The organism is Paenibacillus glucanolyticus (assembly GCF_037333485.1).
Taxonomy (GTDB): domain Bacteria; phylum Bacillota; class Bacilli; order Paenibacillales; family Paenibacillaceae; genus Paenibacillus_AQ; species Paenibacillus_AQ glucanolyticus.
In genome coordinates this window covers 3,288,382-3,314,776 of sequence record NZ_CP147845.1, presented here as the reverse complement: position 1 = coordinate 3,314,776, position 26,395 = coordinate 3,288,382, and the positions used below count along the sequence as shown (strand labels likewise).

The 26,395-nt window shown below is 50.2% G+C and carries 26 protein-coding genes; 2 read left to right on the top strand and 24 right to left on the bottom strand.

What is annotated here, in order from left to right; translation table 11 throughout:
* Nucleotides 1–28: 28 nt before the first annotated feature.
* From WDY75_RS15685 to WDY75_RS15600, 18 genes are all read right to left on the bottom strand, one after another.
* Entirely contained in the window at nt 29–1,165 is a 1,137-nt protein-coding gene (locus WDY75_RS15685; RefSeq protein ID WP_040680683.1) for a zinc-dependent alcohol dehydrogenase, read from the bottom strand.
* A complete protein-coding gene (locus tag WDY75_RS15680) occupies nt 1,165–1,551 on the bottom strand; it encodes a spore coat protein (protein ID WP_006210206.1) in 387 nt (128 codons plus the stop codon). The genes WDY75_RS15685 and WDY75_RS15680 overlap by 1 nt, the downstream gene beginning before the upstream one ends.
* Before the next feature lie 13 nt (nt 1,552–1,564).
* Nucleotides 1,565–1,810 (bottom strand): hypothetical protein, encoded by a 246-nt coding sequence (locus WDY75_RS15675; RefSeq protein WP_006210207.1) that lies wholly within the window; start codon nt 1,808–1,810, stop codon nt 1,565–1,567.
* Nucleotides 1,811–2,098: 288 nt separating this feature from the next.
* Nucleotides 2,099–5,803 carry a cobaltochelatase subunit CobN gene (locus tag WDY75_RS15670; RefSeq protein WP_063479638.1) on the bottom strand — a complete coding sequence of 1,235 codons (3,705 nt, stop codon included), beginning with the start codon at nt 5,801–5,803 and terminating at the stop codon, nt 2,099–2,101.
* A gap of 39 nt (nt 5,804–5,842) precedes the next feature.
* Nucleotides 5,843–7,798: a VWA domain-containing protein gene (locus tag WDY75_RS15665; RefSeq protein ID WP_063479639.1), complete on the bottom strand. Its 1,956-nt coding sequence runs from the start codon at nt 7,796–7,798 to the stop codon at nt 5,843–5,845.
* A 4-nt stretch (nt 7,799–7,802) separates the two neighbouring features.
* Nucleotides 7,803–8,726 (bottom strand): ATP-binding protein, encoded by a 924-nt coding sequence (locus tag WDY75_RS15660; RefSeq protein WP_063479640.1) that lies wholly within the window; start codon nt 8,724–8,726, stop codon nt 7,803–7,805.
* A gap of 14 nt (nt 8,727–8,740) precedes the next feature.
* Nucleotides 8,741–9,526, bottom strand: a complete 786-nt coding sequence (locus tag WDY75_RS15655) for an ABC transporter ATP-binding protein (RefSeq protein WP_063479641.1) — start codon at nt 9,524–9,526, stop codon at nt 8,741–8,743.
* On the bottom strand, nt 9,523–10,512 hold the full coding sequence (locus WDY75_RS15650) for an iron ABC transporter permease (RefSeq protein ID WP_036639019.1): 990 nt from the start codon (nt 10,510–10,512) through the stop codon (nt 9,523–9,525). Before WDY75_RS15650 ends, WDY75_RS15655 begins: the two co-directional genes overlap by 4 nt.
* Nucleotides 10,502–11,551 (bottom strand): ABC transporter substrate-binding protein, encoded by a 1,050-nt coding sequence (locus WDY75_RS15645; protein ID WP_006210212.1) that lies wholly within the window; start codon nt 11,549–11,551, stop codon nt 10,502–10,504. Before WDY75_RS15645 ends, WDY75_RS15650 begins: the two co-directional genes overlap by 11 nt.
* A gap of 123 nt (nt 11,552–11,674) precedes the next feature.
* Entirely contained in the window at nt 11,675–12,874 is a 1,200-nt protein-coding gene (locus tag WDY75_RS15640) for a GTP-binding protein (protein ID WP_006210213.1), read from the bottom strand.
* A gap of 77 nt (nt 12,875–12,951) precedes the next feature.
* Nucleotides 12,952–13,401 (bottom strand): Fur family transcriptional regulator, encoded by a 450-nt coding sequence (locus WDY75_RS15635; protein WP_006210214.1) that lies wholly within the window; start codon nt 13,399–13,401, stop codon nt 12,952–12,954.
* A 242-nt stretch (nt 13,402–13,643) separates the two neighbouring features.
* Nucleotides 13,644–13,913, bottom strand: coding sequence for a 30S ribosomal protein S14 (gene rpsN / locus WDY75_RS15630; protein WP_006210215.1), 270 nt, complete (start codon nt 13,911–13,913; stop codon nt 13,644–13,646).
* 29 nt (nt 13,914–13,942) lie between these two features.
* On the bottom strand, nt 13,943–15,034 hold the full coding sequence (locus tag WDY75_RS15625; RefSeq protein WP_063479642.1) for a metal ABC transporter substrate-binding protein: 1,092 nt from the start codon (nt 15,032–15,034) through the stop codon (nt 13,943–13,945).
* Nucleotides 15,021–15,887 (bottom strand): metal ABC transporter permease, encoded by an 867-nt coding sequence (locus WDY75_RS15620; RefSeq protein WP_063479643.1) that lies wholly within the window; start codon nt 15,885–15,887, stop codon nt 15,021–15,023. Before WDY75_RS15620 ends, WDY75_RS15625 begins: the two co-directional genes overlap by 14 nt.
* Nucleotides 15,833–16,540 (bottom strand): metal ABC transporter ATP-binding protein, encoded by a 708-nt coding sequence (locus WDY75_RS15615; RefSeq protein WP_063479644.1) that lies wholly within the window; start codon nt 16,538–16,540, stop codon nt 15,833–15,835. Before WDY75_RS15615 ends, WDY75_RS15620 begins: the two co-directional genes overlap by 55 nt.
* A 133-nt stretch (nt 16,541–16,673) precedes the next feature.
* Nucleotides 16,674–17,486, bottom strand: coding sequence for an AAA family ATPase (locus WDY75_RS15610; protein WP_063479645.1), 813 nt, complete (start codon nt 17,484–17,486; stop codon nt 16,674–16,676).
* A gap of 44 nt (nt 17,487–17,530) precedes the next feature.
* Nucleotides 17,531–17,863, bottom strand: coding sequence for a DUF3024 domain-containing protein (locus WDY75_RS15605; protein WP_051449157.1), 333 nt, complete (start codon nt 17,861–17,863; stop codon nt 17,531–17,533).
* 167 nt (nt 17,864–18,030) lie between these two features.
* Nucleotides 18,031–18,285, bottom strand: a complete 255-nt coding sequence (locus WDY75_RS15600) for a type B 50S ribosomal protein L31 (protein ID WP_006210223.1) — start codon at nt 18,283–18,285, stop codon at nt 18,031–18,033.
* 386 nt (nt 18,286–18,671) lie between these two features.
* Here WDY75_RS15600 and WDY75_RS15595 point away from each other — a divergent pair, with 386 nt between their 5' ends.
* Nucleotides 18,672–19,685 carry a permease gene (locus WDY75_RS15595; protein WP_063479646.1) on the top strand — a complete coding sequence of 338 codons (1,014 nt, stop codon included), beginning with the start codon at nt 18,672–18,674 and terminating at the stop codon, nt 19,683–19,685.
* Nucleotides 19,686–19,701: 16 nt separating this feature from the next.
* On the top strand, nt 19,702–20,622 hold the full coding sequence (locus WDY75_RS15590) for a TIGR03943 family putative permease subunit (protein ID WP_006210226.1): 921 nt from the start codon (nt 19,702–19,704) through the stop codon (nt 20,620–20,622).
* Nucleotides 20,623–20,832: 210 nt separating this feature from the next.
* Here the strand turns inward: WDY75_RS15590 and WDY75_RS15585 are convergent, their stop codons facing one another.
* From WDY75_RS15585 to WDY75_RS15560, 6 genes are all read right to left on the bottom strand, one after another.
* Nucleotides 20,833–21,159, bottom strand: a complete 327-nt coding sequence (locus WDY75_RS15585) for a DUF1048 domain-containing protein (protein WP_006210227.1) — start codon at nt 21,157–21,159, stop codon at nt 20,833–20,835.
* 10 nt (nt 21,160–21,169) lie between these two features.
* On the bottom strand, nt 21,170–21,517 hold the full coding sequence (locus WDY75_RS15580) for a DUF1048 domain-containing protein (RefSeq protein ID WP_036638996.1): 348 nt from the start codon (nt 21,515–21,517) through the stop codon (nt 21,170–21,172).
* A gap of 460 nt (nt 21,518–21,977) precedes the next feature.
* Nucleotides 21,978–23,351 carry a M20/M25/M40 family metallo-hydrolase gene (locus tag WDY75_RS15575; protein ID WP_063479647.1) on the bottom strand — a complete coding sequence of 458 codons (1,374 nt, stop codon included), beginning with the start codon at nt 23,349–23,351 and terminating at the stop codon, nt 21,978–21,980.
* A 14-nt stretch (nt 23,352–23,365) separates the two neighbouring features.
* The gene (fabD, locus tag WDY75_RS15570; protein WP_063479648.1) at nt 23,366–24,646 is read right to left on the bottom strand and encodes an ACP S-malonyltransferase; all 1,281 of its coding nucleotides are present in this window, start codon (nt 24,644–24,646) and stop codon (nt 23,366–23,368) included.
* A 20-nt stretch (nt 24,647–24,666) separates the two neighbouring features.
* On the bottom strand, nt 24,667–25,335 hold the full coding sequence (locus WDY75_RS15565; RefSeq protein WP_006210232.1) for a thioesterase II family protein: 669 nt from the start codon (nt 25,333–25,335) through the stop codon (nt 24,667–24,669).
* Between the two features lie 88 nt (nt 25,336–25,423).
* Nucleotides 25,424–26,395, bottom strand: coding sequence for a hypothetical protein (locus tag WDY75_RS15560; RefSeq protein WP_063479649.1), 972 nt, complete (start codon nt 26,393–26,395; stop codon nt 25,424–25,426).

The window sequence follows — 26,395 nt, the reverse complement described above, 5'->3', positions numbered from 1 at the left end:
AAGTTCACTCCCTCGTTTAGTCAGCTCTTCACGGCTTTAAAATAACTTTGATGCAGTTATCCGTCTTCGTATCAAACAATTCGTAGCCGCGCTTGGCCTCGCTAAGCGGAATCACATGCGTAATGATATCGGCCACGTTGACCTTCCCTGTCGTCACCAGTTCATACATGTAAGGCATATAATGAATGACCGGTGCTTGTCCGGAGCGAATGGCTATATTGCGCTGCATGATATCTCCCAGCGGAAATCCGTTGTAGCGTCCGCCGTATACGCCGGTAATTTGAATGGTCCCACCCTTGCGAACCGCTTGGGAAGCAATAATCAGAGCGCTCATGGTCCCTCCTTGCAGCTTCAGACCACTCGCCAGGTACTCGAGGTCGCTCATCTTTCCGTCCATGCCCACCGCATCGATGACTACGTCCGCTCCGCCCTTGGTGATTTCCTTCAGGTAGCTTCCGACATTTTCATGATGCTCGAAATTAACGGTTTCAACGTTATTGTTCTTTTTGGCATGCTGCAGCCGGTAATCCACATAGTCGACCGCGATAACCCGCTTCGCGCCTTTAAACCAGCAGAACTTTTGAGCAAGCAGTCCGACCGGACCGCAGCCAAGCACGATCACCGTATCGCCCTGTTTCACGCCCGCATTATCAACGCTCCAAAAAGCGGTTGTCATCGCATCGGCGATCAAAGCAAGGCTTTCATCCGGCTGCTCATTGCTTTCCGGAATTTTAAAATGCGTGAAATTGGCAAACGGAACCCGCAAGTATTCGGCCTGCCCGCCAGGAAACCCACCGGTCGTTCCCGAGTAACCGAAATACGCTCCCATATCTCCGTTATCATTGGAATTGTCGCACTGGCTCTCCAGATGATTTTTACAGTAAAAGCATTCGCCACAAGCAATATTGAACGGGATAATAACGCGATCCCCTTTTTTCAGCTTGGTGACTTCGGGCCCCACTTCTTCTACGATCCCCATCGGCTCATGCCCGATGACGTAATCCTCCTGAAGGTTGGGAATCATGCCGTGAATCAGGTGTAAATCGGAGCCGCAAATGGCGGTGCTGGTCAGCTTGACAATCATGTCGTCCGGCTTTTGGATTTTCGGATCGGGAACGTCTTTGACAACGACATTCTTAACTCCTTGGTACGTCACTGCTTTCATCATGCTTGGCTTTCCCCCTTATGCTCATCCGGCGTCCTGTCAAACATCCCTTTGCGCGACGTATCTCCCGGAAACAGGTTCATTCCGGCGATCATGGCCGTATTTTTGGCGGAAAGCTGGTCCAGCTGATATTGTTCGTTCAGTTCATATGGATGAAACCATTTTTTGCGGATCATAAGCTCGGTAATTTCCTGGTGAAGGGCAATGCCCTGTTTTAACTGCTTTTTGAGCAGTTCTCTGGCATCGGACGATACGGTTTCGGTCAGGGCAACGGCGGTGTTTCGTACCCCTTCCTTGGCTCGAAGCAGAAAATCCATGGCGAATGTCATGTCGGCCATTTCAGGCATGTTAAGCGAATTGATCGGATCTAAATAATCGCTGTTCATCAGGTCATCACCTTTAATTTAGAATGGGAGTAGGCTTGCTTTCGGGAACCGGAGCCTGGAATGGCGCTCTTTGATAAATCGCTTTCAGCTCATGGATAGCCACCGTAGATTGTTCAACGTCTTTTTGCATAAGCATCTTTAATTCCTGGTCAAAAACGATTCCCTGCATCAGCTTGGACTTTGCCGCACAGAGCGTCTTGAAATTCAGCACCTCATGGAGATCGAGCGATTCGTGGGGGGCGAGTGAATTATCTTTCACGTTTGACTTGTACCTCCTTTAATTAACATAGATGTAAGGATAGGTTATCCTTTTGTTTGAGGCTTGATTCGGGTAGTTTCCCCATTGCCGTATTCTAAAATATGCCAGTTGAAGGATACACAAAAAAACCAGCAACCTTCAGATCAGAAGATTGCTGGTTTTCTTCCTTATTGTAATCACTTACATCCACATAATCCGGCTGCTCAATCGCATATGCCATAGCATTAGCAATGACCCTCGGCGAAAGAGCTTTTTTACGCTGTTCTTTTAAGAAGCCTATGGGAATCGCTAGCCTTCCAAATCTCCCTCAATCTCCAGATAACGATTCCGAAGCATCTCCAACTCCTCCTCGGAAGCGTTCCAATAATTCCGCTGATGGCTCTCAAGCAAGGTCTCCAGCATGCCGTGATAAGCCCAGCGGTTATTGTCCTTCATTTGCTTGCTGCGATGCTCATCTGCTACATATTCCTGATGGACTGCAGAAAAGATCCAAGAATCCACCTGGTTAGTTGTCGCGGCGAGACCCAGCAGATTCTCCATTCGGTCAGCCACCTTCTGTGCCCCATGATAATCATGCTTCAGCATCCCCTCGATCCACTTGGGATTAAGCATACGCGTCCGAACACCTCGCTGGACTGCATATTGGAGTTCTTCGGTCAGCACATGTTCTCGCGTCGTATCAGAAATGAATATGTCGACCGTCTCCCCTTTGGAGATCTCAACCGATTTGGCCAAACCGCCAAAAAATTCGTAATAATGGTCCAGATCGATAATTTCATGCTCATGGTTGCTCCGGATTTGCGAAACGATATCTACTGCGGCCAGATTGGCCTTGTACAGCTCGTACATTTCCCTGCCTCGGTAATTCGAGCTGTATACATGTTTCAGACTGTGGATAAAGGCTTCTCCCAGATGACTTTCATCTTCCCACTGTTTGGTCTCCACCAGTTTGGCTACAGACGTCCCGTATTCTCCTTCCGCAGGGCCAAAAATGCGCGCGCATGCCAAATCCCAAGCCTCGTCATGCTCGGCTCCGGCCTTGCGCAATTGTTCATACAACTGCTCGGAACGCTGTTTGAATATATTCTGTTCTGCCGGTTCATCCAGCTCCGAAACAGCCTTAAATAGTTGATGGAGTTCCACCAGCAGATCCGGAAACATATCCCGGAAGAATCCACAGATATGCACAACCACATTCAAGCGGGGTCTGGCAAGTTCTTGCGCCGGAATAATTTCAAATTCCCTGTGCATGGAGCGTTCCCGTTCCTTCACTCTGACACCGAGATAAGCCAGAATCTGTCCCAGCGTTTCTCCTTGGGTTCGGGAAGTCTCCAGTCCCCACATTACGAGTGCGGTAGTTTCCGGGTATTTCTGATGTGCATCGTGATACAGCTTCAGCGTATTCTCCGCGATTTGTAAGCCGCTTATCACGGCAGTACGGCTGGGAATAGCTCTGGGATCGAACTGTACCAAATTATTGCCCGAGGGCAGCACCTCCGGATTACGAATACAGTCGCCTGCCAAAGAAACAGGAATATATTTTCCATCCAATGCCTTGAGAAGATGGCTAAGCTCCGCATCGGCTTGGGTTGAACGGTATGCCGTCAATCCATGATTCCACGTTTCCTCCCAGTTGCTCTGCAGTTCCTCCGGCAGATGCGGAGGTTCGGGAATTTCACCGCTGCGGGTATAAAACAGGACAGCGTCCTCTACACACTTGTCCAGATGCTGGAGCCTATCAATGTTCTGGCTCTCCAGCAGGTCGTCATAATCCCAAGACAACGAGGCGGCATACAATCTCTGGAGTGAGGCGTGCGAACCGCGATCATGACAGAGAATCATGTTCATATGCCTGGCAGCCTGTTCATGATCATAGCCTTCCCCCAAAATATGCAAACCGTCAGGGATAAAGGATCTTCCGATGCGGTACAGCTCCTTCTCAATCTCTTCCGGTCCCTCGGCTTCAAGAAACAAGGAGGCTGCTTGCTCCTGCAGCAATTTCCACGCTTCGGCCACGCGTGCCGGATTCAGCTGTTCCTCAGCCCGGTAATGATGCAGCAGTGCTTCAAGCTTCGCATATTCGCCGTATAGTCCACTTGCCGTGAAGGGCGGTGATTGATATCCAATCAGGGTTGCATGCGTTCTTCGCTTGGCAATCATAGCTTCGGATGGATTGCCGACATAGTAGGCATACACATGCGGAAGATCCTGAATCAGGGCATCCGGCAGACAGTCGCCGGACATTCCGCTCTCTTTGCCCTCCAGAAACTCAAGGGTTCCGTGAGTTCCTACATGCAGGATGGCATCGGCCTTGAACTCGTCCCGAATATATTGATAAAAAGCCAAATACTGATGATGCGGAAGCAGGCCTTTATCATGATAGACCGCTTCAGGATTCTCATGAATCCCGCGACTGGGCTGCACTCCGATAAACAGATTGCCGCTCATCAGCCCCGGAATTTGGAATGCGCCGGACTCAGTCGTCATGACATCGCCTGGGGCTTCTCCCCACTGATGAACATAATCCTCTCGTCGTTTGGCAAACACCTCATTGTTCTGAACGTAGTGATCGCTGTCGTACCTAAGTAAAGATGCAGACCCCCGTTCGTCTGTCCATATGCCGGAATTCACAATTCCTTCGTGGATAAATCGCTCTCGCAGCTCCGTTCCGGAATACGTTTCCGTAAGGTGGTAGCCATGTTGTTTCATCGCATTCAAGATTCGGGAGATCGACTCGAAGGTATCCAGGAAGGATGCCTGGAATAGATGCCCCTCTCCTGGAGGATAATTGTACCCAATGATGGCAATCCTCTTCTTGGCCAGCGGCTTGGTTTGAAGTTCCAAATACCGCTGGACCCGGCTCACAAGCCGCTGCGCACGATCTTCGATTAACTGCAGCTCCTTGATGTGAAGCTGCATCTCTTCATCATAGTCCCGAGCGGATAATGCAGCGACCGGGAGCATTTCAATACTGCCATCAAGCTCGGGCAGCATCATTTGTACAAGAAATTCCGAAGGGGACAATCCCTGCCGCGAGTTTTCCCATTCCTCTTTTTCTCTTCTGGTCAGGAAAAACGGATGAAACATCGGCGCCTCCACTTCCCTCAGCAGGGCTAAAATCTCTTCGCTTCTGCCGCCGGTCGGACCGGCTCCTAACCGAAACGGGATAAAATTGACAATCAGGTTTACTTTCCCTCCACGGGTTCCGCCAAACATCAGGAAATTTCTCAACTTTTTCGAATCCACGTGAACCAAAGAAGTCATGGCGATGGGCAGCACATGGGCGAATTTCCGAATCTCCTGAATGATTTCGCCGATTATGTCCCCCGTATGGAGCGGATAACTGTGTCCCATAAACAAAACGGCTACCGTTGGCAGTTCTTGCTGGATATTGGTCATTGTCTGATAGGTTTCCAGCGATTCATATGTCTGTTTCTTATACGGGTCATAAATACTCAATGATTCCAGGACGAATGGCGGCTCGACCGACGGCCAGCTGGCTTCTTTTCCATAGTGCGTTACAATATAGCCCAGCATGTGGTGCAGATTGCGATCTCCTGCATTCCTCCAATATTCAAGCAGCGTACGATAATGCCGCAAATCGTTGGATATACCCGGTTCCCCCTGGGAAACAGGAGAGCCTCCCTGCACTCGAACACCCACAGTATCCTCGTATCTCAAAGCACCCAATCGAAACAGATCTTGAATCCCTTCGGCACTTCCGCCCAGTATCACTTGCTCGGCCTCCACCTCAGCACACCATTCATGGATACGGGCAAGTGTCGGAGCCGGTGTCCCATGAGGATCATGTATGATAAACCCTGCCCTTGCCACGCTGACTTCAAGCGATTTCCACGCCTCTTCCGATAGAGTTCCTTCAATATTAAATACGGATAACGATAAACGGCTGCGCAGAGCAGGTCCCAAATTCTTATAGACTTGTGACAGATCTTTCATCGCTGTGTGCGATGTTGTTAAAACAACGATATTCATCGAATCTCCCCCTCTCAACTTATTTACAAACCGGCTGGCTCAGCTCAAAGTAGAGCGAAGGGTACTCAGCAATCTCTGATCATCCGTGTGGTCCAGCATTCTATATTCCGCTCCAAGCGCTTCCGCCAGCTGTTGTGCGCGTCCCAATCTGACATACCCCTGTTCCGTATCAAGTACCAGACTTGGAATTCCTTCAGCACCTATCCGCCTTGCAATTGCCAGACATTCGTTCCAAATATCAGGATTGGCGGATAGTCCAGTGAAACTTTCGTTGGCTCTGCCGTCCGACACCACAATCATCACAGGCCATGTTCCCTTGTTTTTTCGTTTTTCGGAAAGAATGGTCTCATAGCCTTTGACAAGCCCAGCTGCCAACGGAGTTTTCCCGCCTGTGGGGATTCCCTTTAGTTGTTTCGAGGCGGCATCCACACTGCGTGTAACTGGCAGAATAAGCTCCGCCTGTCCCTTTCTGAAAGCAATCATGCCGATCTGATCTCGCTTCACGTATGCATCCTGCAGAAGAGACAGAATTGCGCCTTTTACAGCTTTCATGCGCTTTCGAGCTGCCATGGAGCCGCTGGCGTCCACCACAAACAGCAGCGTGGCACCTACCCGGCTTTCCTTTTTCTTCTGGCGTAAATCGTCGGGTTCAATGACAAACGCCAATCCCTTTCTTTTGGGCCTGAAGCGCTGAAAAGGGGCTGCCGCTCGAATGGTTGCATCAAAAGCGACATCCGTTTTATGCCTGTTGCTTGGATTCATGAAACCGATCGATCGTCCCTGCTGTTGAAACGCACGGGTTTGATTGCGCTTGCCGGGCCCTTCGTGATGGAACTCCCGCTGCTTCATGTCCAGATCTAAAGGCTTGATTGAGAACGTTTCGTCCGGCGGCAGCACTTGTTCGTCCCGGCCATCGCTTTGCCCGTCAGCCTTGTCGCTGCCTGTCTTCAGATCCGAATCGAATGATGAGTCCCCGCTCAAATCATGCTGCCGATTTAGTTCATGACCATCATGCGGCCGTACAAGTGCTTGTGATCTGATGACCTCCTCTTCCTTCGAAGAAACGGAGTGCTTCTCCCCCTCGTGTTCCTCAGAGGTGCTCCGGGAAGTGCCGTGGTTCTCCGCCGCACTTCTCATTCTGTGGGGCAGCGCATATTCCGCGGCTTCCCGAACATCATCGGAAGTCACTTCCTCCCGCCCCTCCCATGCAGCGACTGCCTTCGCGCCTTCGATCAAACAAAGCTCAGCCCGAGAACTGCTGCTTCCCGATTGGTGTGCGATGGAGGCTGATAGCTGAATCATCTCTTCACTCACCGCCACCCCGGAAAGCGATCTTGCGGCAGCTTCCAATCGAAGGTGTAGCGCATCCTCAGCAGACAAATAACGGTCCCTAAACGCTGGCCGATCTCCTTCAAACTGAAGCGCTCTTCGAATAATCTCACCTCTGGTTTCGAGTTCGCCGATATGATCCATCGCCACATAAAATCCAAAGTGGTCGAGCAGTGGAGGCGAAGGAATCCCTTCTTCCGGGTCCATAGCGGCAAGCAGCATAAACCTGCTGTTTCGTTCGGCGGATACCCCCTCCCTCTGTACGTGAAATCTGCCCGTTGACAGGACACTGACGATCTCCTTCATCATGGTCTGAGGCATTAGGTTCATATGGTCCACAAGCAGCAATTGTCCGTCAGCTTCTTCAAGCAACCCTGGCGCATGGACTATTTTCCCGGTTTCCAGGGTCGATTGGATGTCCAATGAACCCAACAGCCGATCCGTAGTAAGATTGGCCGGTACGGATAACTTCCGGCGTCCCCGAGCCAGAGACGAAGCCGCATGCAATAATAGACTCTTGCCTGATCCGGAAGGACCGCTGACAAGGACTCCGCCGATGGCGGGATTAACAAGATACAGCAGAAGCGCTCGCTTGGCCCTCTCCTGTCCCCATATTGCACTAAAGGGATACGATATGTTCAAAAGCTCATGCTGGTGTATGTTCATCACGTCATACCGTCAGCGCAGGTTCCAGCACGGCCTGCAAGCGCTCCTCCATGCCGCCCGTTTCTTCAAACGGTTGGCGCCTCATGCGATGAGGCAATACAAAGCGAGCCGCATGTTTTATATGTTCCAGGCAAACGGCCTCATGCTCATGCCATGCCGCCAAAGTTAATGCTGTTTTGATCAGAGTTATGTCAGAGCGGTGTCCGTCGACCTCAAGGCCTATGCCGATTCTTGCCGCCAGTTCCAGCATGTCATCCGTGATTCGTATACCGTCAAGCCGTTTGCGAGCTTGCAGAATTTGCCGCAGCATGTTCTCCTGTTCCGACTGATACTGCTTAACAAAGGTCGCTGGGTCCTGTTCGTATTCCAGCCGTCTGCGAATGACAGCCGCACGCTCCCGCACATCCCGCTCTCCGCCTACCTCCACCGATAATGCAAAACGGTCTAAAAGCTGAGGGCGCAGGTCGCCCTCTTCGGGATTCATCGTCCCCACCAGAAGGAACCGGGCAGGATGGGAATGAGATATGCCTTCCCTCTCCACCGTGTTAACCCCCATGGCTGCTGCATCCAGCAGCACATCCACAATGTGGTCATCCAGCAAATTGATTTCATCAACATATAGAATGTGACCGTGTGCCGCCGCTAGCAATCCCGGCTCAAATTTCTTCTCGCCTGTTTTGATTGCATGCTCGATGTCCAGAGCGCCAACTACCCGATCTTCAGTTGCACTTACCGGAAGATTGACTACGTTCAGTTCGGGAACAAGTCCGGACAATGAACGAACGGCTGTTGATTTGGCTGTCCCCTTCTCTCCGCGGATCAATACACCGCCAAGCTTTGGATTTATGACGTTCAGGATTAGCGCAAGCTTTAACTGGGATTGACCAACGATAGCAGTAAAGGGATACAGCGTATTTAATGCATCCAAGACCTTCAACTCCTTTATTTCTCTATTAATCCGGTAATCCGGCAAAATGGCTTGTTATATACCGTGTCGGATTCCACGGAAGCCACCACACCGAATACTCGGCTAAGCAGTTCCGGTGTCAATACCTCCGTGGGGGAACCGAATCCTTCGATCGTCCCGGACTTCATGGCCAGAATAAAGTCGGAATACGACGCAGCGTGGTTGATGTCATGCATGACCATAATGATGGTCATTTTTAATGTTTGATTAAGATCTCTAATCATCTCCAATATTTCCAACTGATGGGCGATATCCAGATAGGTTGTCGGCTCATCCAGCAGCAGCACCCCGGGCTGTTGGGCCAGTGCCATGGCTATCCAGGCTCTCTGTCGTTCACCGCCTGAAAGCGTATGGAGCATCCGATCCTGATATGAAGCGAGTCCCGCGGCGTTGATAGCCCACTCCGTAATTTCGCGGTCTTTCTCGCTGGTATGATGCCAATAAGGCTGATGAGGCGTCCTGCCATACCCGACCAACTCTTTTACTGTCACCTCCACCGGATCCTGGGATTGTGCCATGTAGGATAATTTCCTTGCCACATCCCGACTGTTCAAGTTGGATAGCGCTTTGCTGTCCAGCAGAACTTGACCTGCAGCCGGTTTCAGTTGGCGGGCCAGCGATTTCAGGAGCGTGCTTTTTCCGCAGCCATTCGGGCCTATAATGCTGTGAACGGCTCCTGCAACAAAGGAAATATTCAGCTGTTCAATAATGAACTTGTCTTGATACCTGAGTGAAAGCTGTTCCGTCTCGATACTGTTCAAACTTGTTTCCTCCTTAGGAGATACAGAAAAAAGGGAGCGCCTAATACACCCATTATGATTCCTACCGGAAGCTCAATCGGTGAGAACATGATTCTGGCGAGCGTATCGCAAATCGTCAGCACGGCTGCTCCCAACAGGGCGGATGCCGGTATCAGAATTCGATAATCTCCCCCGATAAGCAATCTGGCGATATGGGGAATAATAAGACCCACAAACCCCAGTAATCCTGCAATACTTACGGCACTTGCCGCCAGCAGCGTAGCCGTAGCCGTTATCAGGAGCCGAGAAAGCTCCACTCGAGTACCCAAATTTCGTGCGTTGGAATCTCCCAGCATCATAATGTTCATCTGCTTGGAACCGGCAACTGCGAGAAGAAGACCGATGATCGAATAAGGCAGTATCGTTGACAGGTCAGGCCAACTCTTGGCAGCCAGCCCGCCAACCATGAAGATTAAAGCGCCGTGCACTCGGTCACTGTAAAAGGTCAGCATCGCGGATATACCTGATCCCAAAAATGCCGAAACTGCGACTCCAGCAAGAACAATCCTCAGCGGACTAACCCCGTCTTTCCAGGACAACAGGTAGATGATGAAGGCAGCCAGGGTTGCTCCGATAAAAGCGGCAGGTGTCAGGAAATGATCATATTGTGGAACAACGACCAGCAGGAAAATGCCAAATAAACCGGCTCCACTGGAAACCCCTATAAGATGTGGGTCTGCGAGCGGATTCCGCATGACCCCCTGCAGCAGCGCGCCGGAAACTGCAAGATTGGCGCCTACCAGCATGGCAACAAGCGTTCTCGGGAGCCGAATGTTCCAGATAATGTCCCGGTTCATGCCTGGAAGATCATGATGCAGAACAACGTCTACGATATCTCGCAGAGAGATCATCACCGCTCCTGTGGCAATGCTAAACAGACACGCTGCGATCGCAGCTGTCAGAAAGATCAATATGATCCACACAGGGCGGGTTGTTTTATTGAACATCACCGAAGATCTCCGGATAAATTAGCTTCGCTAAATACACTAATGCTTCATCATAATGCAGTCCGGGATTCGTAAGAAACAGATTTGACGGCACTACAATCACCTTTTGATTCTTGACAGCCCCCAGAGAAGACCATGCCGGATTGCTTTCCAATTCCTCTTGAATTTTCTTGTCTCCAACCGCCTTTTGCCCGTGGATAATCATAAAAACATAGTCCGGGTTTTGCTTCACAAGTGTCTCCATGCTGTATGGCGAGGTCGTCGGACTGTTAGGTGAGGCTTCCAGCTCCCCGGCTGCATTGGTAAGCCCCAGCATTTTAGCGATCTCAAGCCCCGATGTGCCATCCTTCTGAATCGAAATCCCGCCAGGAGTTACATTCAGGTTGATAAAAGTAGGCGATTCACCGGGCAGCTTAGCCAAAATGTCATTCACGCGGTCATCCAATGCCTGCAGCTTCGCCGGCAGTTGCTCTTCCGTGCCAGCAATCCTAGACATCCACTCGGCTTTGGATTTCATGTCCTCGTAATCGGATAGGCTCATCAAGGCTACAGGAATTTCGCTGCTTTCAAGAGACTGGACAAGTTCCTTGTGGAAACGAGGCTGTCCAATCACCAAATCGGGGCTTAAAGCGACAACCTGCTCCAGGTTAATCTGGCTGACCGTACCAACGGATGATACGCTCTCCGCCTCTTCAGGGATGGAAACTCCCGAGGCTTCCATTCGCCCTGCCGCCTTCCCCCCCACGGCATAGAGAAGATCGAGGAATTCAGGCGATAACACCACTACACGCTTAGGTTGTTCCTTAAGAGTTATGGTTCGTCCCGTTGAATCCTGAAACGTTATGTAATCCTCTTCAATGGGTGTAAGGTTTGAATCCGATTGTCCCGTTTGAGATGTTTCACTGCTTGGAGGAGCGGCTTCTGTGCTTGTAGATTCATGCCCCCCACAAGCTGACAATATGAATGCACATAGGATGATAGCTGAGCTTAATGCCACAAACCGAGGGAATCTCTTGCGTTGCTTGAATGTTAAATACATGGATGTACTCTCCTTTTTATCATGTTATCCGTTGCCGGATCATGGTTATGATTCATCTCTCTTTATCAAAAAACGACTAACCTTCAGGACATGCAGATTAGTATGCATTCGCTTATTCACGCGCTACAATGCTGGCAGTGGATCTGTTAACAAAGACCAATCGCTTTCCATCTCTGCGTCTGTTAGCAGCGCCTGATCCAGTGACCGAGTGATGGCTTCCTTGTCAGAGTTGACCCCGATAAACACCAGTTTGTTCACGCGATCTCCCCAGATGTCATCCCAGTCCGGAGTTTTCACGAATTCGCTGCCAAAATACGCAAATCTCTCTTCTTCCGACAACGCGGCAACCCATAGGCCTGCCGGTGACAATTGGCGTGATACCCCCGCCTGACTGAAGGTCATTGCCATATGGTTTCGCGTGGCTAACCATAAAATCCCCTTGGAGCGAACCACTTCCTTGGGCCATTTTCCCATCCACTGCAGCAGACGTTCCGGATGAAACGGTACCTTCCGTGAATACACAAAGGATGAGATTCCATATTCCTCGGTTTCAGGCGTATGGTGTTCGTTCTGGAGCTCTTGAATCCATCCGGCGGATTGGCTTGCTGCTTCAAAATCAAATAAACGGGTGTTCAAAATTTCCTTGGGATCGATTCTGCCGTGCGTGGTGCGAATCATCTTCGCTCGCGGCTGCAATCCTTTAAGAACAGCTTCCAAGTTAGCCAGCTCTTCCTCACTGACCATATCGCACTTGTTGATGATCAACACGTCGCAGAACTCCACCTGGTCAGTCAACAGATGAACGACACCTCTTGTATCACCTTCTCCCGCTTCCTGATTGCGATCCTGCAATGTATCCTTTGTGTTGTAATCCTGCCAGAAATGATACGCATCCACTACGGTAACCATGCAATCCAGACGAGTCAGTTTCGACAGATCGATTTGCTGTTCTTCATCTACGTACGTAAACGTTTGAGCAACCGGTACAGGCTCCCCGATCCCGGTGGATTCAATAAGTATGTAATCGAATCTGCCCTCTCTGGCCAATCTCTCAACTTCCAACAGCAGATCATCACGGAGTGTGCAGCATATACAGCCATTGGACATCTCTACCAGCTTTTCTTCCGTCCTGCTTAGTCCACCGCCTTCCCTGATCAGACCGGCGTCAATGTTAACCTCGCTCAAGTCATTCACGATAACGGCCACCCTGAGTCCGTCTCGATTGTTCAGCACATGATTCAAAACCGTCGTTTTTCCTGCCCCCAGATATCCACTCAGTACCGTTACCGGTATTTTCTTATCTTCGAATATCAGATGACTCATTCTCCACAACTCCTTTATGCTTTAGGTTGTCAATCTTTGATCAAGCAGACCATAAGGCGAAACCGCTTTTTTTTTGATTAAGGCTGCTCTAAGCCTTCTTCCGATGAAGCTCGGCAATCCATGCAGTAGCCAAACACATCGATTTTGTAATTCAATGATTGGAAACGCTGCGGCTCGGGCAGCAGCATTTGCTCAGGATCAAAACTCATGGGAATCGTTTGCTTGCAATCCATACAAATGAAATGAAGCTGAGGCTGCACATGATCAATCAAGCGATAACGAAGTTCATTGTCCAGCGCAAACGTTTCGATGATGCGCAGGTTTTTATACAGCTCAAGATTTCGATACACCGTGCCGTAACTCAAACCTTGAAAGGTCTGCTCCATCGCTTGATATAACTCCATCGCAGAGAATGGGCGGTTCAGGCTTACCACCAGATCCAGCATAAATCTCCGCTGCGTGGTTATCCGAACTCTCTGATCGACCAGATAATCGATCAATTTATCAAGCTGTCTGCTATCCTCCACACTAAACACCTGCCCTGCTGGAAACATGAAGTCGTTCAATAACAGCCGATGATCGGTAAACTTTCAAACCTATATTTCTTATTCGTAATAATTACGATTAATATTACTTCCGGTTTTATCACTTGTCAACAATCGTATCTTCACCTGCTCTGCTAGGCGGTAATCTCGCACATGATAAGAAATGACCCCTTAATCTATAAGGAGTCATTTCTCTTCTGTCCATAGCGGTTCACAGGGAACGATTACCAGCTGGACTTCGTTATGCCCGGAATTTGCCCCTTATGGGCCAACTCCCGAAACACGATCCGCGATACACCGAATTTACTGATATAACCTCTTGGTCTGCCGCTAATCGCACAGCGATTATGGAGTCGAGTCGCGGAAGAGTCCCGGGGCAGTTTTTGGAGGGCATCATAGTCGCCCTTTTCTTTTAATTCCTTGCGTTTCTGCGCATATTTAGCTACCGTCTGTTGTCTTTTCATTTCTTTCACTACTTTTGATTTTTTTGCCATTTGCCAACACACCTCCCTTCTGTTGGTAACTATTCATTCAAGGCCTTTTGCAAAGCTTCAAGATTCTGACGCATGATGGCAATGTAATCAAGGTTGGCTGCGGTATCCTCATCGGTTAGCCCTTCGATTGGATTAAGGACCGACGTGGAAGCTCCGATTTCGGAAGCAATAGTTTCCGCAACGTTTGATGACACCAGGGTTTCGAAGAATATGGTTTTCACATCGTGCTCCTTGGCAAATTCAATAACCTCGGCCATTTGTGCTGCCGACGGCTCCTGATCCGGGGATAAACCTGCAATCGGCACCTGAGTCAATCCATACTCTCTGGCCAAATACCCGAACGCTGCATGCTGTGTGATGAAATCTTTTCGTTTGGCGTCCTTCAGCCCATCTCTAAACTCTTGGTCCAATGCCTCCAGTTTGCTTACATAAGCATCCGCGTTTGCCTTGAATGCCTCTTTATGTTCCGGAGCCGCTTCAGCCAAACCCGCTTCAATGCTGCGAACCTGCTGGACCGCCATGGCAGGGGAGAGCCACACATGCGGATCAAGTCCACCATGGTCATGCTGATGCCCGTCTTCTTCATGTTCATGGGCATGTTCGTCATGGCTGTGATCAGCCTCCTCTTCATGTTCATGAGCATGCTCGTCATGGCTGTGATCAGCATCCTCTTCATGCTCATGAGAATGGCCCGATCCTTCCATGATCTCGATTCCCTTGCTTGCCTCAATTACCGTTAACTCCGTGCCCTGAACGCTTTCCAGAACCTGATCGACCCAGCCTTCCATGCCGGCACCGTTATACACCAGCACATCGGCCTCAGTAATCCCTGCCATGTCCTGTGGTGTCGGTTCCCAATCATGCGCTTCCACACCCGGAGGAATCAGGTTCTCCACTTCCGCTAGATCGCCCGCTACCTGTCTAGTGAACTCATACATGGGATAGAAACTGGTTTTAACTTGAAGTTTTGCCGTTTCCGTGGCGGAAATGTCCGCCGCTTGGTTGCCTTCGGAAGATGCGCTTCCCTCATTAGCCGCCGTCGAATTTCCCGAACCGCATCCTGCAATAGCCAATACAGCAGATAGGGATAGTAGGGTTAACATGCGTTTAAATCTCTTCATAATTTTTATAACTCCTATTTCTATTTATTTTTTGTATCCGTCTTCGGTTCTGTATTTGCATTAATTTCTGAAAGATTACAGCAATCGTTAAGAAGCCTAATAGAATGAGGGCAATCGTTCCTCCTGGGGGCGTATTCAGATAGTAAGAAGCGGTAAGCCCCGAAAAAACACCGCTCAAGCCAACAGCGACGGCAATCCCCATGGCTGCAATAAAGCCCGGCGCAATCCGGAGCGCGATCGAGGCAGGTAGCACAATCAACGCTGAAACCAGCAGCACACCGACAACCGGCATTGCAGCCGCAACTGTCATCCCCGTAAACACCGCAAACAAAAAGGAAAGGAGCGAGACTCGCGTACCGGATACCGCAGCGGTTTCCTCATCAAAAGCAAAGGTATAGAGCGGCCGGCGCATACCGACAAAAAACAATACCCCCACTGCCGCTACCACGGCAATCAGACGAAGTTGCATATCGCTAACAGCGACAATCGATCCAAACAAATAAGAGCTGAAACTCTTGCTCAGATTTTGATTCAAGCTCATGAGAACAACTGCCAGAGCAAGACCGGAAGTCATAATAATGGCGACCGGAACCTCGCTGTAGGTGCGATAAACTCTACGAAGCTGTTCTATCACAAGCGCCCCCATGATAGCGATAGCAAAACCGCTCAGCGCGGGATTCAGTTTCAAGAAAGAACCTAACGCTACCCCTGCCAAGGAAACATGAGAGAGTGTGTCCGCCATAAGCACCTGTCGCCTCAGCATTAAAAACACACCCAGAACAGGACCGATAACGCCGATCAAACCTCCGGCCCAAAAAGCTCGCTGCATGAATTCGTAACTGAGCATCGCCATCCCTCATTCTCCTCTCGCTCCAATTGGACAACACGGTCCAGATATGGACCGATTTCTTCGAGCGAATGGGTAACCATAATGACCGTATAACCTTTCTGTTTGACATAATTGTTTAATAATCGGTACAGATCCGAACGACTCGTAACATCCATCCCTGTTGTAGGCTCATCAAGGATCAATACCTGCGGCTCATGGGCCAGGGCTCTCGCGATGCATATCCGCTGCTTCTGACCTCCCGACAATTCGCCGATCTTTCGGCTGCGATATTCCCACATTCCCACATCCTTCAGACTGCGCTCAATGACCTCATGATCTCTGGATGTGAAGCGTTTGAACAAACCGAGGCGCGCGTAGCGGCCCGATCGCACAAGCTCAATCACTTTACTGGGAAATCCTGCGTTGAATGAGGCTACTTGCTGCGGCACATATCCAACCGATATCTTGGATCCGTCCTCCAGCACTCGCTTGAATACCACGGACCCGCTCCAAGGCTTTGCCAAACCGAGCATCAATTTCAGCAGGGTGGATTTTGCGGCACCATTGGGACCGGATATGCCGATAAATTCTCCGCTATGGATATCCAGCGACAAGTGTTCAATCACAGCCTGGTCCCCGTATCCAAAAAAGACGTCGCGCATGGAAGACAATATCATATCTCCTTCTCTTCCTTCCTTGTGACAGAAAAACCGTTTTTCTCAGTCTAAAGATTACGATTTAAGAACCCGCTATTTCTTATTTCCAATCACTTTTTCGATTTGTTTCTGTTCTCTATTAGGGTCATGCCAGTTAAGTTGTCGCCACATCAGGCTTATATTCGTCGCAAGCATCTTGTATATGTTTTCCCTGCAGCGGTTGACGTTCTATAATAGCTTTTCGTTTCGCTTTCAACACAATTTGCTCAATATCGGCAAAGCTGCACCCTTCAAGCTGGTCACAGGCTTCAGTCCATGCTGCCTCATCGCACTGAAAATCTCCGAGCAGGAGTTCCATATAATGCTGCCTTCTTTTATAGTCCGGCAACGAATACGTCATCTTTGTGTCGAACCTGCGCCATATGGCCGGATCCAAATCCTTCTCCAAATTGGTAGCAGCCATAATGATGCTCTTGTCCCCGAAGTCATCCAGACATTGCAGCAAAGTATTTACGGCACGAGCCATCTCCTTCACTTCATCGTTGCTGTCCCTCGTTCTGGCAATGGCATCAAACTCATCTAGAAAAAGAACACAGGGAAATGTGTTGGCATAATCGAATATTTTACGAATGTTGCTGCCCGTTTCGCCCAGGTGACTATGAATGATGGCATCCAGACGAACCAGGACAAGAGGAAGCTCCAGTATGTTGGCCATATAAAAGGCCGTTAAAGTTTTTCCGGTTCCGGGGGGACCGTACATGACAACCCGGTTAGGGATCGGCACGTGATGCTCCTCAAATTCCTCCCTCATTCCCAAAATGGCTATAAATTCATCCACAATTCTCTGATTGAATTCAGGCAATATCAGATGCCTGGCCTTTCTTCCGCACTCTTTAGGTGAATACACGGCTGCCATATCGATTCCTTTGGCACGAGGAATACGCTGGCTTGCATTGCTTTTGCTCATGGTCAACTGCTGCTCCTTCACTGCATAAATCGAAATTTACAGGGTTATGTGACCCAAATGACTTCATGGGTATCCATCTCAACCTGCTCCAGCACCTCTTCAAAATTTCTGCTGGGTGCAATTGTGGATAATGAAGCCCATTCGTCACCGTCGGGTTTGCCATACACACGCCATTCATGATCCTCAAGCCGAAATTGAACAAATTCCGTCGCGTTCCAGGCACGCTGCGTCCAATCCGGCCTTTCCTCTGACAATGTGATCGTTGTTTCCCTGATTTGGTATGTTAAACGTACTTCTCCCCTTAATTCGGCGGGAACCTTCAGACCGATATAACCTTCCAGAAGGGTACGGATTCTTTTCAGAGTAAAGCTGTCCACGAAGTAACCTCCCATCAGCAAGTGCAGTCTTCAACACAACAGTGCCTTCCCTTGAGTCCCATACTTGGATCAAAGCTTCCCTTGTTCGTCCAATGCCCCAAGAAACGTTCTCAATATAAAAAGACAGCGTGCAAAATACGCTTCAAACTGTTATATCGGGAAGCGCTTTACGACTGCTTTTTATAACTGAATCGTTTCTTGAACTTATCGACGCGTCCACCAATTTCAGTATTTTTCTGTTTGCCTGTGAAGAAAGGGTGTGACGCAGAACTCGAATCTACCCGAATCACAGGATAGGTATGACCGTCTTCCCATTCCATAGTTTCTGAGGAAGTTTTCGTGGAGGCGCTAAGAAATGAATAACCGACGCTCGCATCCAGAAATATGACTTTCTGGAAGGTTGGATGTATCCCTTTTTGCATGGTGATGTCCTCTTCTTTCCGAGCCATTTGACTCTTTGTGATCATTAATCGTAATTATTACGAATAACGCCTTAGACGCATATTAAGATATAATTTCATATCTGTCAACTTCCCGGTTTATGGTATTACTCATCATTAATTCGGAGCATAAAGAAAAACCGCACACCAAGAAACAGGGTACGCGGTTCATCTTGCGCTTAATTCATACAAAGAGCCTTTAGTCCATTCTGACAATCTTCACAAGTGTTCTCAAAGATGTTGTCAATGGATCGCCATTCATGGTTTAATAGTAATTATTACGGATTAGGAGAAGCATGCATGAACTCCGGTTTATTATTTGCCCGTCTCAGCTGCCCTGCAGCTGTCTACATATAGGAGGTACTGTTTTGCGCACGTGGTTATCAAAGTCCGGACTCAATCTGGCATTTCTCGTAATCATCCTTGCCATAATCTATGTGGCCCTTTTTCCGGACGTCATCTCAAACTTAAATATGCCTGTACCCGATATGGACAAAATCCAAACATTCAAAACGATGCTCATCAGCATTGTATTGGAGGCATTGCCCTATATCCTGATCGGTGTATTTGTCTCATCATTCATGCAGCTGTTTCTATCAGAACGGTGGATCGCTCGGTTCTGCCCCAAAAATCCGGTCCTCGGTTTCATATTTGCCTGTACGCTGGGCATTATCTTTCCGGTCTGTGAGTGCGGCATGATCCCAATTGTGCGGAGACTTATGGTGATGGGGATGCCTCTTTATATCGGGGTTATTTTTATACTGGTTGGACCGATCGTTAACCCTATCGTTTATGCCTCAACATATCAAGCCTTTCGTTTACAGCCAGAGATTGTTTATTCCCGAATGGGCTTGGCTCTGGTGGTTGGTCTGATCATCGGGCTTATCGTCTATAAATTTGTCTCAGGCAATCCATTGAAGAATCTGCAAACCGCCAGCCACTCCCATGCAAATGATTCTTCAGACGGATCGTCTCGGAACAAATTTTTTTCCATGATGGATCATGCCGCTCACGAATTTTTTGACATGGGAAAATATCTGATTATCGGTTCCATCATAACGGCAGCCATTCAGTCATTCATCCCTAGAGAACTTCTCGTTCAACTTGGACAGGGTGAGCTCGGCTCCCATCTGTTCATGATGGCATTTGCCTTTATATTGTCGATTTGCTCTACTTCGGATGCTTTTGTTGCTTCTTCTTTTCTGCAGACATTCTCCGCATCCTCTATCATCAGTTTCCTGGTATTCGGGCCTATGGTAGATTTCAAGAGCACCTTGATGATGCTGTCTGTCTTCAACAAGCGCTTTGTCTTATTCCTGATCGTTCTTACTAGCGTTACGGTCTTTATTCTCTCGATTGCGCTTGGACAAATGATGTTCTAAAGGAGGAGTGCATCAAGTGGAACACCAGCGAAATGAAGCCGTCCATTACTGGATACGGGCGATCATCCTGCTCTGCTTTTTATGTTTTATTGTCTATCTCGTCAAGACGGGGACGTTAATGTATTATATTGCACCCAGAATGAAAATCTTTATCCAGTTAGCTGCAGTCGGGCTATTTCTTCTCAGTGGCACTCAGGCATACCTGGCCATGCAAACTGCCCGAAAACGCAGCGCCATGTGTGACTGCCAATGCGGCCCGCCCAAATCAATTAAATCGAATGTCGGGATTTATTCATTGTTCATCTTTCCGTTACTGCTGGGCTTTCTCCTGCCCAACACCATCATGGCCAGCAATGTTGCTTCGATAAAAGGAATGAATTTAACCCCGGTTCGACTGGATGCGGAATTGCCAAAAGACGTTCCGTCAGTTGCACCGGAAGAAATGGATTCATCCGATTCTGAACAAGACATTCCGATGGAGCGTGAAGCGTTTCCGGAGCATGAGCATTTAGAGGAATTTGCGGAGTTTGGCAAGAAAATCAACGAACTTTCTTCTGTCACCGTAAGTGATACCGGTTTTATGGAATATCTGACAACGTTCAGTCTCTACGCCGATGTTCTGACAGGAAAAAAGGTTGAGCTTACAGGGTTTGTCTATCGAGAACCCGATATGGCCGCCAATCAGTTCATCCTCTCCAGGCTGGCTGTTCAATGCTGTTCTGCGGACGCCACCCCCTACGGGATCATCGTTGAGGATGCTGCCGCTGCGACTTTGCAGAAAGACACTTGGGTTCGAGTAACGGGAACCATCGGAAAAACCAGCTACAATGATCTTGATGTCGTGAAAGTGGATGGGGAACTTATTCAAACGGTTGATGCTCCGGAAACGCCTTATGTGTACCCTTACGTAGACAATTTTAACAATCTTCTGGAGTAGTGGACCGGAGCCACATGCCCGTGACCGGATTATGTACAATAGAAAAAGAACGTCGATCAGAGCTCGGCGTTCTTAAGCAGGATGTCATATACTATTACAGACGGTATTACTTTCTCGTTCAATGAACAGTTTTAGCTCGATTCTCTTCCACACCCGCTGCTTCCGTCTAACCTCGTTTTGAAGACTTCTTGTGTCCCCTTGTAGTTTTCTTTAATCCGTAGCCTTTTTTGTGGCCTTGGTAGCTTCTTGATAGATATCTGCGTACGTTTTTGAATCTTTAATCAGATCGTCGCAGAAAGCCGCTACGTCAGTGCCCGTCACTTCGAGCACGCCTTTCCCCAGGGACGCGCCCTCTTCAAAAAGATCGAGTATCCCCGAGAGCAAACCCGTTCCCTCGCTTAGCTCAACAGGACCGACCTTAAAGAAATATTTTTGGATCTCTTTATAAACAATCTGATACTCTCGCGGGAGCGCTTTGACACGCGCTACATGCGCTCGCCACTCTTTTTTGCCTTCAATCATATCTTTTATTCCCATGTTATCCCTCCTATTTGCCTAGTTTTTTAGCGATATTATGGTTCAGTTGCTCGCGCCACTTGTCGCGAAAAGACTTTGCCCCTTCTCCGCCAGCCAGTGCTGAACAGAAGCCTGGAATATCGTCACCTAAAACCTCCTGGACACGCTGCCCGTCCGTCGCCGTTTCTTCAAGCAGGCCAAGCACACCATCAAGAATGGGCATGAGGTTGCGACCAGTGAAATCGGAGTGCAGCCAAAGATTGGCATTAATTTGTTCCCATGCCGCTTGATAATCTGCTGGCAGCTTTTTGACTCGCGATTCAAAATCTTTCATCTCTTTTGTCATGTCGCTGCCGGTGATTTTTTCCCAGAAATTCATTAATTTCTCTCCTTTGACTCGTCGATTTTTGATGGCACGAACTCCCGTTTTTTGAAAATCGCAGGACTTATTGCGGTTTATAATTTCAAAAACAACGGCCCTCAAGCAGGCGATTGAGCATTACCGTCAGGTTAACCAGAACAATCAATCAGCGCTACTTAGTATGGCTGGTATTAATTCATACTTACTACCTCTATAAAGTATCACGTAGTAGTTGGTTTGTCAATAACGTTGCTCGGTATAACATACCCGAGGGAGCACTCCGCACCGAAGTGGTCCCCGCTTTTTTACATCTTGAAATTCCGTTAATCTTCTCAGAGTACAGGGCCGACTTGGAGGCGGGCTGCATTGTTCCCCGTCGTCACACTTGAAATATGCAAAAAGCGCTTGAAATGCTCATTTGCATTTCAAGCGCTAATAAAAACGTAATGTGCTAATATTCAATACGTTTTCGAGGGCATCACGGCTGCACGCCGTACCGCTCCAGAACCCGGTAAATCGCATCCGTACCGAACCGAATCGCTTCTATGGGGATACGTTCGTCCGCTGCATGAATCAGTTTGGTAAACGGCATGTCCTTGGGCAGCGGCATTGGCAGGAAGCCGTAGGTTTGGATGCCGAGCCTACCAAACCATCTTCCATCCGTTCCTCCGGGCAGCAGCATTGGCACCGGAACGGCCTCCTTATCCGCTTCAATCAGCACATCGGACAGTAAACCGAACATCCCCATGTCGGGAGCTGCTGCGCATGGATCATGGCGGAGCACTTCCAGCCCGATGCAATCAGGAATCGTGAATCGGCGAAGCTCGTCAATGAATTGCTGCGGAGTGACGCCCGGCAGCGTTCGGCCATCCAGCTCAACCGTAATTTCGCTTGGATGAACGTTAATTTTCTCCCCGCCTCGAACGACGGTTGCGCTGACCGTATTACGCAGAAGCGGGGCGAACATCCCGCCCTTTTCCCCCAACACTTTCAGGATGAGACCACTTAAGCGGGGACGCAGCATTCCTCTCAACAGCAGCGCTGGCAGTAACGGCAGCGAAGCGGCCATCCCTTCAATCATCAACCGGGCCGCCGGTGTCACACGGATCGGCAGCTTATTCCTGCTGAGCGATTGAAGCATATTTCCCAGTTGCGCCATACAATCGGCTCCCGACTTGTCCATGGAGCCGTGGCCTCCTTCTCCACGGATTGTCGCTTTGAGCCAACATAGCTGCTTCTCCGCCACCATAATCGGATAAAAGGTTTTCCCCAGCGCATGGAACGTGAAGCCGCCAAATTCGCCAAGCGCATACTTAACGCCAGCAAAATAATCGGCATGCCGCTCTACCAGAAAAGAAGCCCCGTAGTCGCCCCCTGCTTCCTCATCGCTGACAATCGCCAGAATGAGATCACCGCGCAGCGGCAGCTTGTGGACATGCGCGCGGAGGAAAGCCGATACGAGCATCGCCACGCCGCCTTTCATATCAAGAGCGCCCCGCCCCCAGACGAAGCCGCCCTCGATCTCGCCCCCGAAGGGCTCGCGGCTCCAGACCTGCTTATCGACGCCAACGACATCGACATGCCCGTACAGTAGCAGCCGCGGTGCTTCCCCGCTCCCTTTCATCCTCGCCAGCAGATTGGGCCGGGCTGGATCAAGCGCCTCTATCTGCGTCTCAATACCCGCATCCTCAAGCAGTTGCCGGATATACATGATGCATGCGGCTTCCTCGCCCGGCGGATTGGTTGTATTGAAGCGGATCAATTCCTGCAAAATCTCTACAGGAGACGGCAGCTCCGAGCCACGCCGAGCTCCATCCTGTTTCAACTCATCATTGACCAGCCGGGCACCCATGACCGCACTCCTTCCTATAATAAACTGCCCGCGTAGGGGCGGTCGGCAGGAGAAATCCCTGGCAAGCTGCGCAGGCCGAACTCACCTTGCAGCCTTGCAAGCCGCCTCTGCTGCTCTTCGGCGGACGTACCTTTGGTACGAAACACCGATTCCAGCATCACCAGTGCTTGTCGTACATGTGCCTCCGCCACTTGCTCTCCTGTCTCCCGCAGCCGATCGACCAACTGCTGCACAACGCGGTAAGGAGAAGCGACGCCTTGTTCATATTCGGCTGCGTTCCAGTTGCGGTTGCGGACGCAAGTGGCGATAGCCAGACAACGATTAAGCAATTCAAGGGAATAAGCGTCCGCTTGCAAACTTGCTTCAGCCAGGTATGCTTCATCCTCTTTGTCGTCAAAAGCGAATACGCGTTGTCCGTCTGTTGGAGCCAGCCGTTTCAATACATGGCCCGGACCCAGCTCCACGGCAGCGGCAATGCCAATGCTCTTCTGAAATGCAAGGACGGACTGCCAATTGACGGGGTCTGTCAATCCCCTTGCCAGCATACCCCCAATCTCCGCTGTATTCCCGTAAGGCAGACCCGTCAAGGAGGAAACGACGGGAAAAGCCATTTTTCCAAACGAGACGCAGCTCAGCACTTCGGCAAATTGTGCCGCCGCCGGCGCCATTAACGGACTATGGAAAGGCGCGCTTACCTGCAGCGGAATGACTTCGGCTCCATGGGTCAAGAGTCTTTCGGAGGCTTCATGGACGGCCTCTTTGTGTCCCGAAATCACCGTTTGTGAATCTGAATTCATATTCGATACCACAACCATACGGCTTCCATCCGTGCAGCGTACGCTGGTTTCCAGACATACATTGGCTACAACATCGGAACTCGGCCCATTCACGGCGGCCATCGCGCCGACATCTGCCGCGGCGGCCCTTTGCATCAACTCGCCGCGGCTGCGCACGAGCCGGAGCGCATCCGGAAACGTTATGGCTCCCGCACAGGTTAAAGCGGTAATCTCGCCCAGGCTGTGGCCGGCAGCCATCGCAGGCAGGTATCCCCATTCCCGGCTGTAGACGCGGTACATCGCCACGCCAAGCGCGAGAATGGCGGGCTGGGCATTGTCCGTCCGCGTCAGCTCCGTCAACGGTCCCTCATACATCAGGCTATCAAGACCCATGCCCAGCGCCTCATTCGCTTCCTGTATCGTTGCCTTGACAACCGCATACCGCTCGCTCAGCGCTCTTCCCATTCCGACGCGCTGCGAGCCCTGACCAGGAAACCATATCGCATGTTTGTTCAGCATCTTCATCACGCTCCTCAAGGTCAGATCGGGGCAAGCGCCTCGGTCAGAATTTTGTTTATCACCGCTACAACATCTTGTTCCTGCTCATGCAGGAAAAAATGACCGCCTTCAAACAGCATCAGCTCGCACCCTCCCGTCGCATAACGCCCCCATTCACCGAGCGGGCCTTTGACGCAACCGTCATCCTTGCCGCTCAAGATGGTGAGCCGGAGCGGAAGCTGCGCCCGCATTCGATGCTCGTATTCACCGACAAGTCTGAAGTCGGCTCTTAAGATCGGCATAAACAGATCCAGCAGCTCCCGATGCCGGAACAGCTCGTCCGGCATGCCGCCGAGTCGTTTCAATTCATCAAGAAACTCTTCTTCCGGAAGCATATGAATCCGGCGAGTCTCCACCTGCTCACAATGCGGCGCCCCTCTGCCGGAGAGGAAGACTGCCACAGGCAGCGGAAATCCTTCCTCCCGCAGCGCATGCAGCAGCTCATACCCGAGCAGGCAACCCATGCTGTGGCCGAATAGAGCATATGAATCGGAGCCAAGCGCCGTCTTCTGCACCAGCGGCAGCAAATCCTGCACGGCCTCCGCCGTGTCCGCATAGAACGGCTCGCCCATGCGGCTTCCTCTGCCCGCCAGTTCGGCCGGTACCAGACGCACGTCAGGATGCAGCTGGTTCGTCCAGCGCTTGTACACTTGTGCGGAGCCACCAGCATATGGCAAACAAATTAATGATATCGCAATAACGCCCGCCTCCCGGGTAACATATTGACGCAATCGGGCTCTACGCCCCGGCGACAAGCGCTGTCCAGAACGCTTTTTCCTTCACGAACAATTCATCCGCGAGCGCCAGCTCTCTGCCCCGTTCAAAGTCTCCTGTCACAAAACGGTCCTTCACCAGATCCCATCCGTCCCTCACTGCGCCAAGCTGACCGGACAGCGACTCAAACAGAGCTTCGCCGATGAGGTTCTTCTCCCGCATGGAGCGGAGCAGCGACACGTTGGCGATATGCCGGTTGCAAATGATGTTGACGCCGACAAGGCCATAGGTCAAATGAGCTTGCTTCTTCTCCGGTTCGGAATCTACATTCCACATGCCCTCTATGGAGAACTTGCCAAGCTCTCTCGCCAGCCGCTCCGCATTTTCCACCACTTCAGCCAGCCTCAACTCGTAGGGCTGAACCTTTTCATGCAGGTTGTATACGTAGAAGGCAGGCCCCAAATAGTCCGGATTCACGTTGTATTCCGAGTTGCCGTACGCCTTGAGCAGCCTTTCCTCCGGCACCTCGTGCTCCTCGTAGCCCGCAAGCGTATCGTCAATGACGTAGAAGATGCCGCGCTCCTTGTCGTATCCGTTAAACAGCGAATAATGATACCAATGGAATGTTTTCCAGGCCATACTGCCCGGCAGCCAGTCATACAGATCGACGTTTACGCTCAAGTTGCGTCCGCCCGCAAGCATCGCCCTGATTTCTTCCAGCACCGTTTCCTTGCTGCGGAAATGACCAGGCTCGGTATAGCGAAACACCTGCGATAGCGGAAATCTGACCGGATCGTCCATATAATACAGTGTGTCAATGGTGGGGTAGCGGAAATCCTTGTCCGTTGCGGCCTCCCAAGGATAGTAACGGTAAATATTCAAATACGCCGCATCCCTATAGCTGGGCTCCACCGACACCGCAATAGAGAACGCCTGGTTCAGCATGCAGTTCATCCAAAACTCGTTAAACGGTTTCCTTTTCATGGACAGCTTCAT

Coding starts and splice junctions, on each gene's coding strand:
- WDY75_RS15585 (WP_006210227.1), bottom strand. CDS start 21,159: ATGGGAATAAAAGATATGATTGAAGGCAAAAAAGAGTGGCGAGCGCAT.
- WDY75_RS15685 (WP_040680683.1), bottom strand. CDS start 1,165: ATGAAAGCAGTGACGTACCAAGGAGTTAAGAATGTCGTTGTCAAAGAC.
- rpsN (WP_006210215.1), bottom strand. CDS start 13,913: ATGGCAAAAAAATCAAAAGTAGTGAAAGAAATGAAAAGACAACAGACG.
- WDY75_RS15665 (WP_063479639.1), bottom strand. CDS start 7,798: ATGAACATACACCAGCATGAGCTTTTGAACATATCGTATCCCTTTAGT.
- WDY75_RS15560 (WP_063479649.1), bottom strand. CDS start 26,395: ATGAAGCTGTCCATGAAAAGGAAACCGTTTAACGAGTTTTGGATGAAC.
- WDY75_RS15615 (WP_063479644.1), bottom strand. CDS start 16,540: ATGATATTGTCTTCCATGCGCGACGTCTTTTTTGGATACGGGGACCAG.
- fabD (WP_063479648.1), bottom strand. CDS start 24,646: ATGCTGAACAAACATGCGATATGGTTTCCTGGTCAGGGCTCGCAGCGC.
- WDY75_RS15670 (WP_063479638.1), bottom strand. CDS start 5,803: ATGAATATCGTTGTTTTAACAACATCGCACACAGCGATGAAAGATCTG.
- WDY75_RS15645 (WP_006210212.1), bottom strand. CDS start 11,551: ATGTATTTAACATTCAAGCAACGCAAGAGATTCCCTCGGTTTGTGGCA.
- WDY75_RS15610 (WP_063479645.1), bottom strand. CDS start 17,486: ATGAGCAAAAGCAATGCAAGCCAGCGTATTCCTCGTGCCAAAGGAATC.
- WDY75_RS15600 (WP_006210223.1), bottom strand. CDS start 18,285: ATGCAAAAAGGGATACATCCAACCTTCCAGAAAGTCATATTTCTGGAT.
- WDY75_RS15575 (WP_063479647.1), bottom strand. CDS start 23,351: ATGGGTGCCCGGCTGGTCAATGATGAGTTGAAACAGGATGGAGCTCGG.
- WDY75_RS15680 (WP_006210206.1), bottom strand. CDS start 1,551: ATGAACAGCGATTATTTAGATCCGATCAATTCGCTTAACATGCCTGAA.
- WDY75_RS15625 (WP_063479642.1), bottom strand. CDS start 15,034: ATGAAGAGATTTAAACGCATGTTAACCCTACTATCCCTATCTGCTGTA.
- WDY75_RS15620 (WP_063479643.1), bottom strand. CDS start 15,887: ATGGCGATGCTCAGTTACGAATTCATGCAGCGAGCTTTTTGGGCCGGA.
- WDY75_RS15580 (WP_036638996.1), bottom strand. CDS start 21,517: ATGAATTTCTGGGAAAAAATCACCGGCAGCGACATGACAAAAGAGATG.
- WDY75_RS15650 (WP_036639019.1), bottom strand. CDS start 10,512: ATGTTCAATAAAACAACCCGCCCTGTGTGGATCATATTGATCTTTCTG.
- WDY75_RS15640 (WP_006210213.1), bottom strand. CDS start 12,874: ATGAGTCATCTGATATTCGAAGATAAGAAAATACCGGTAACGGTACTG.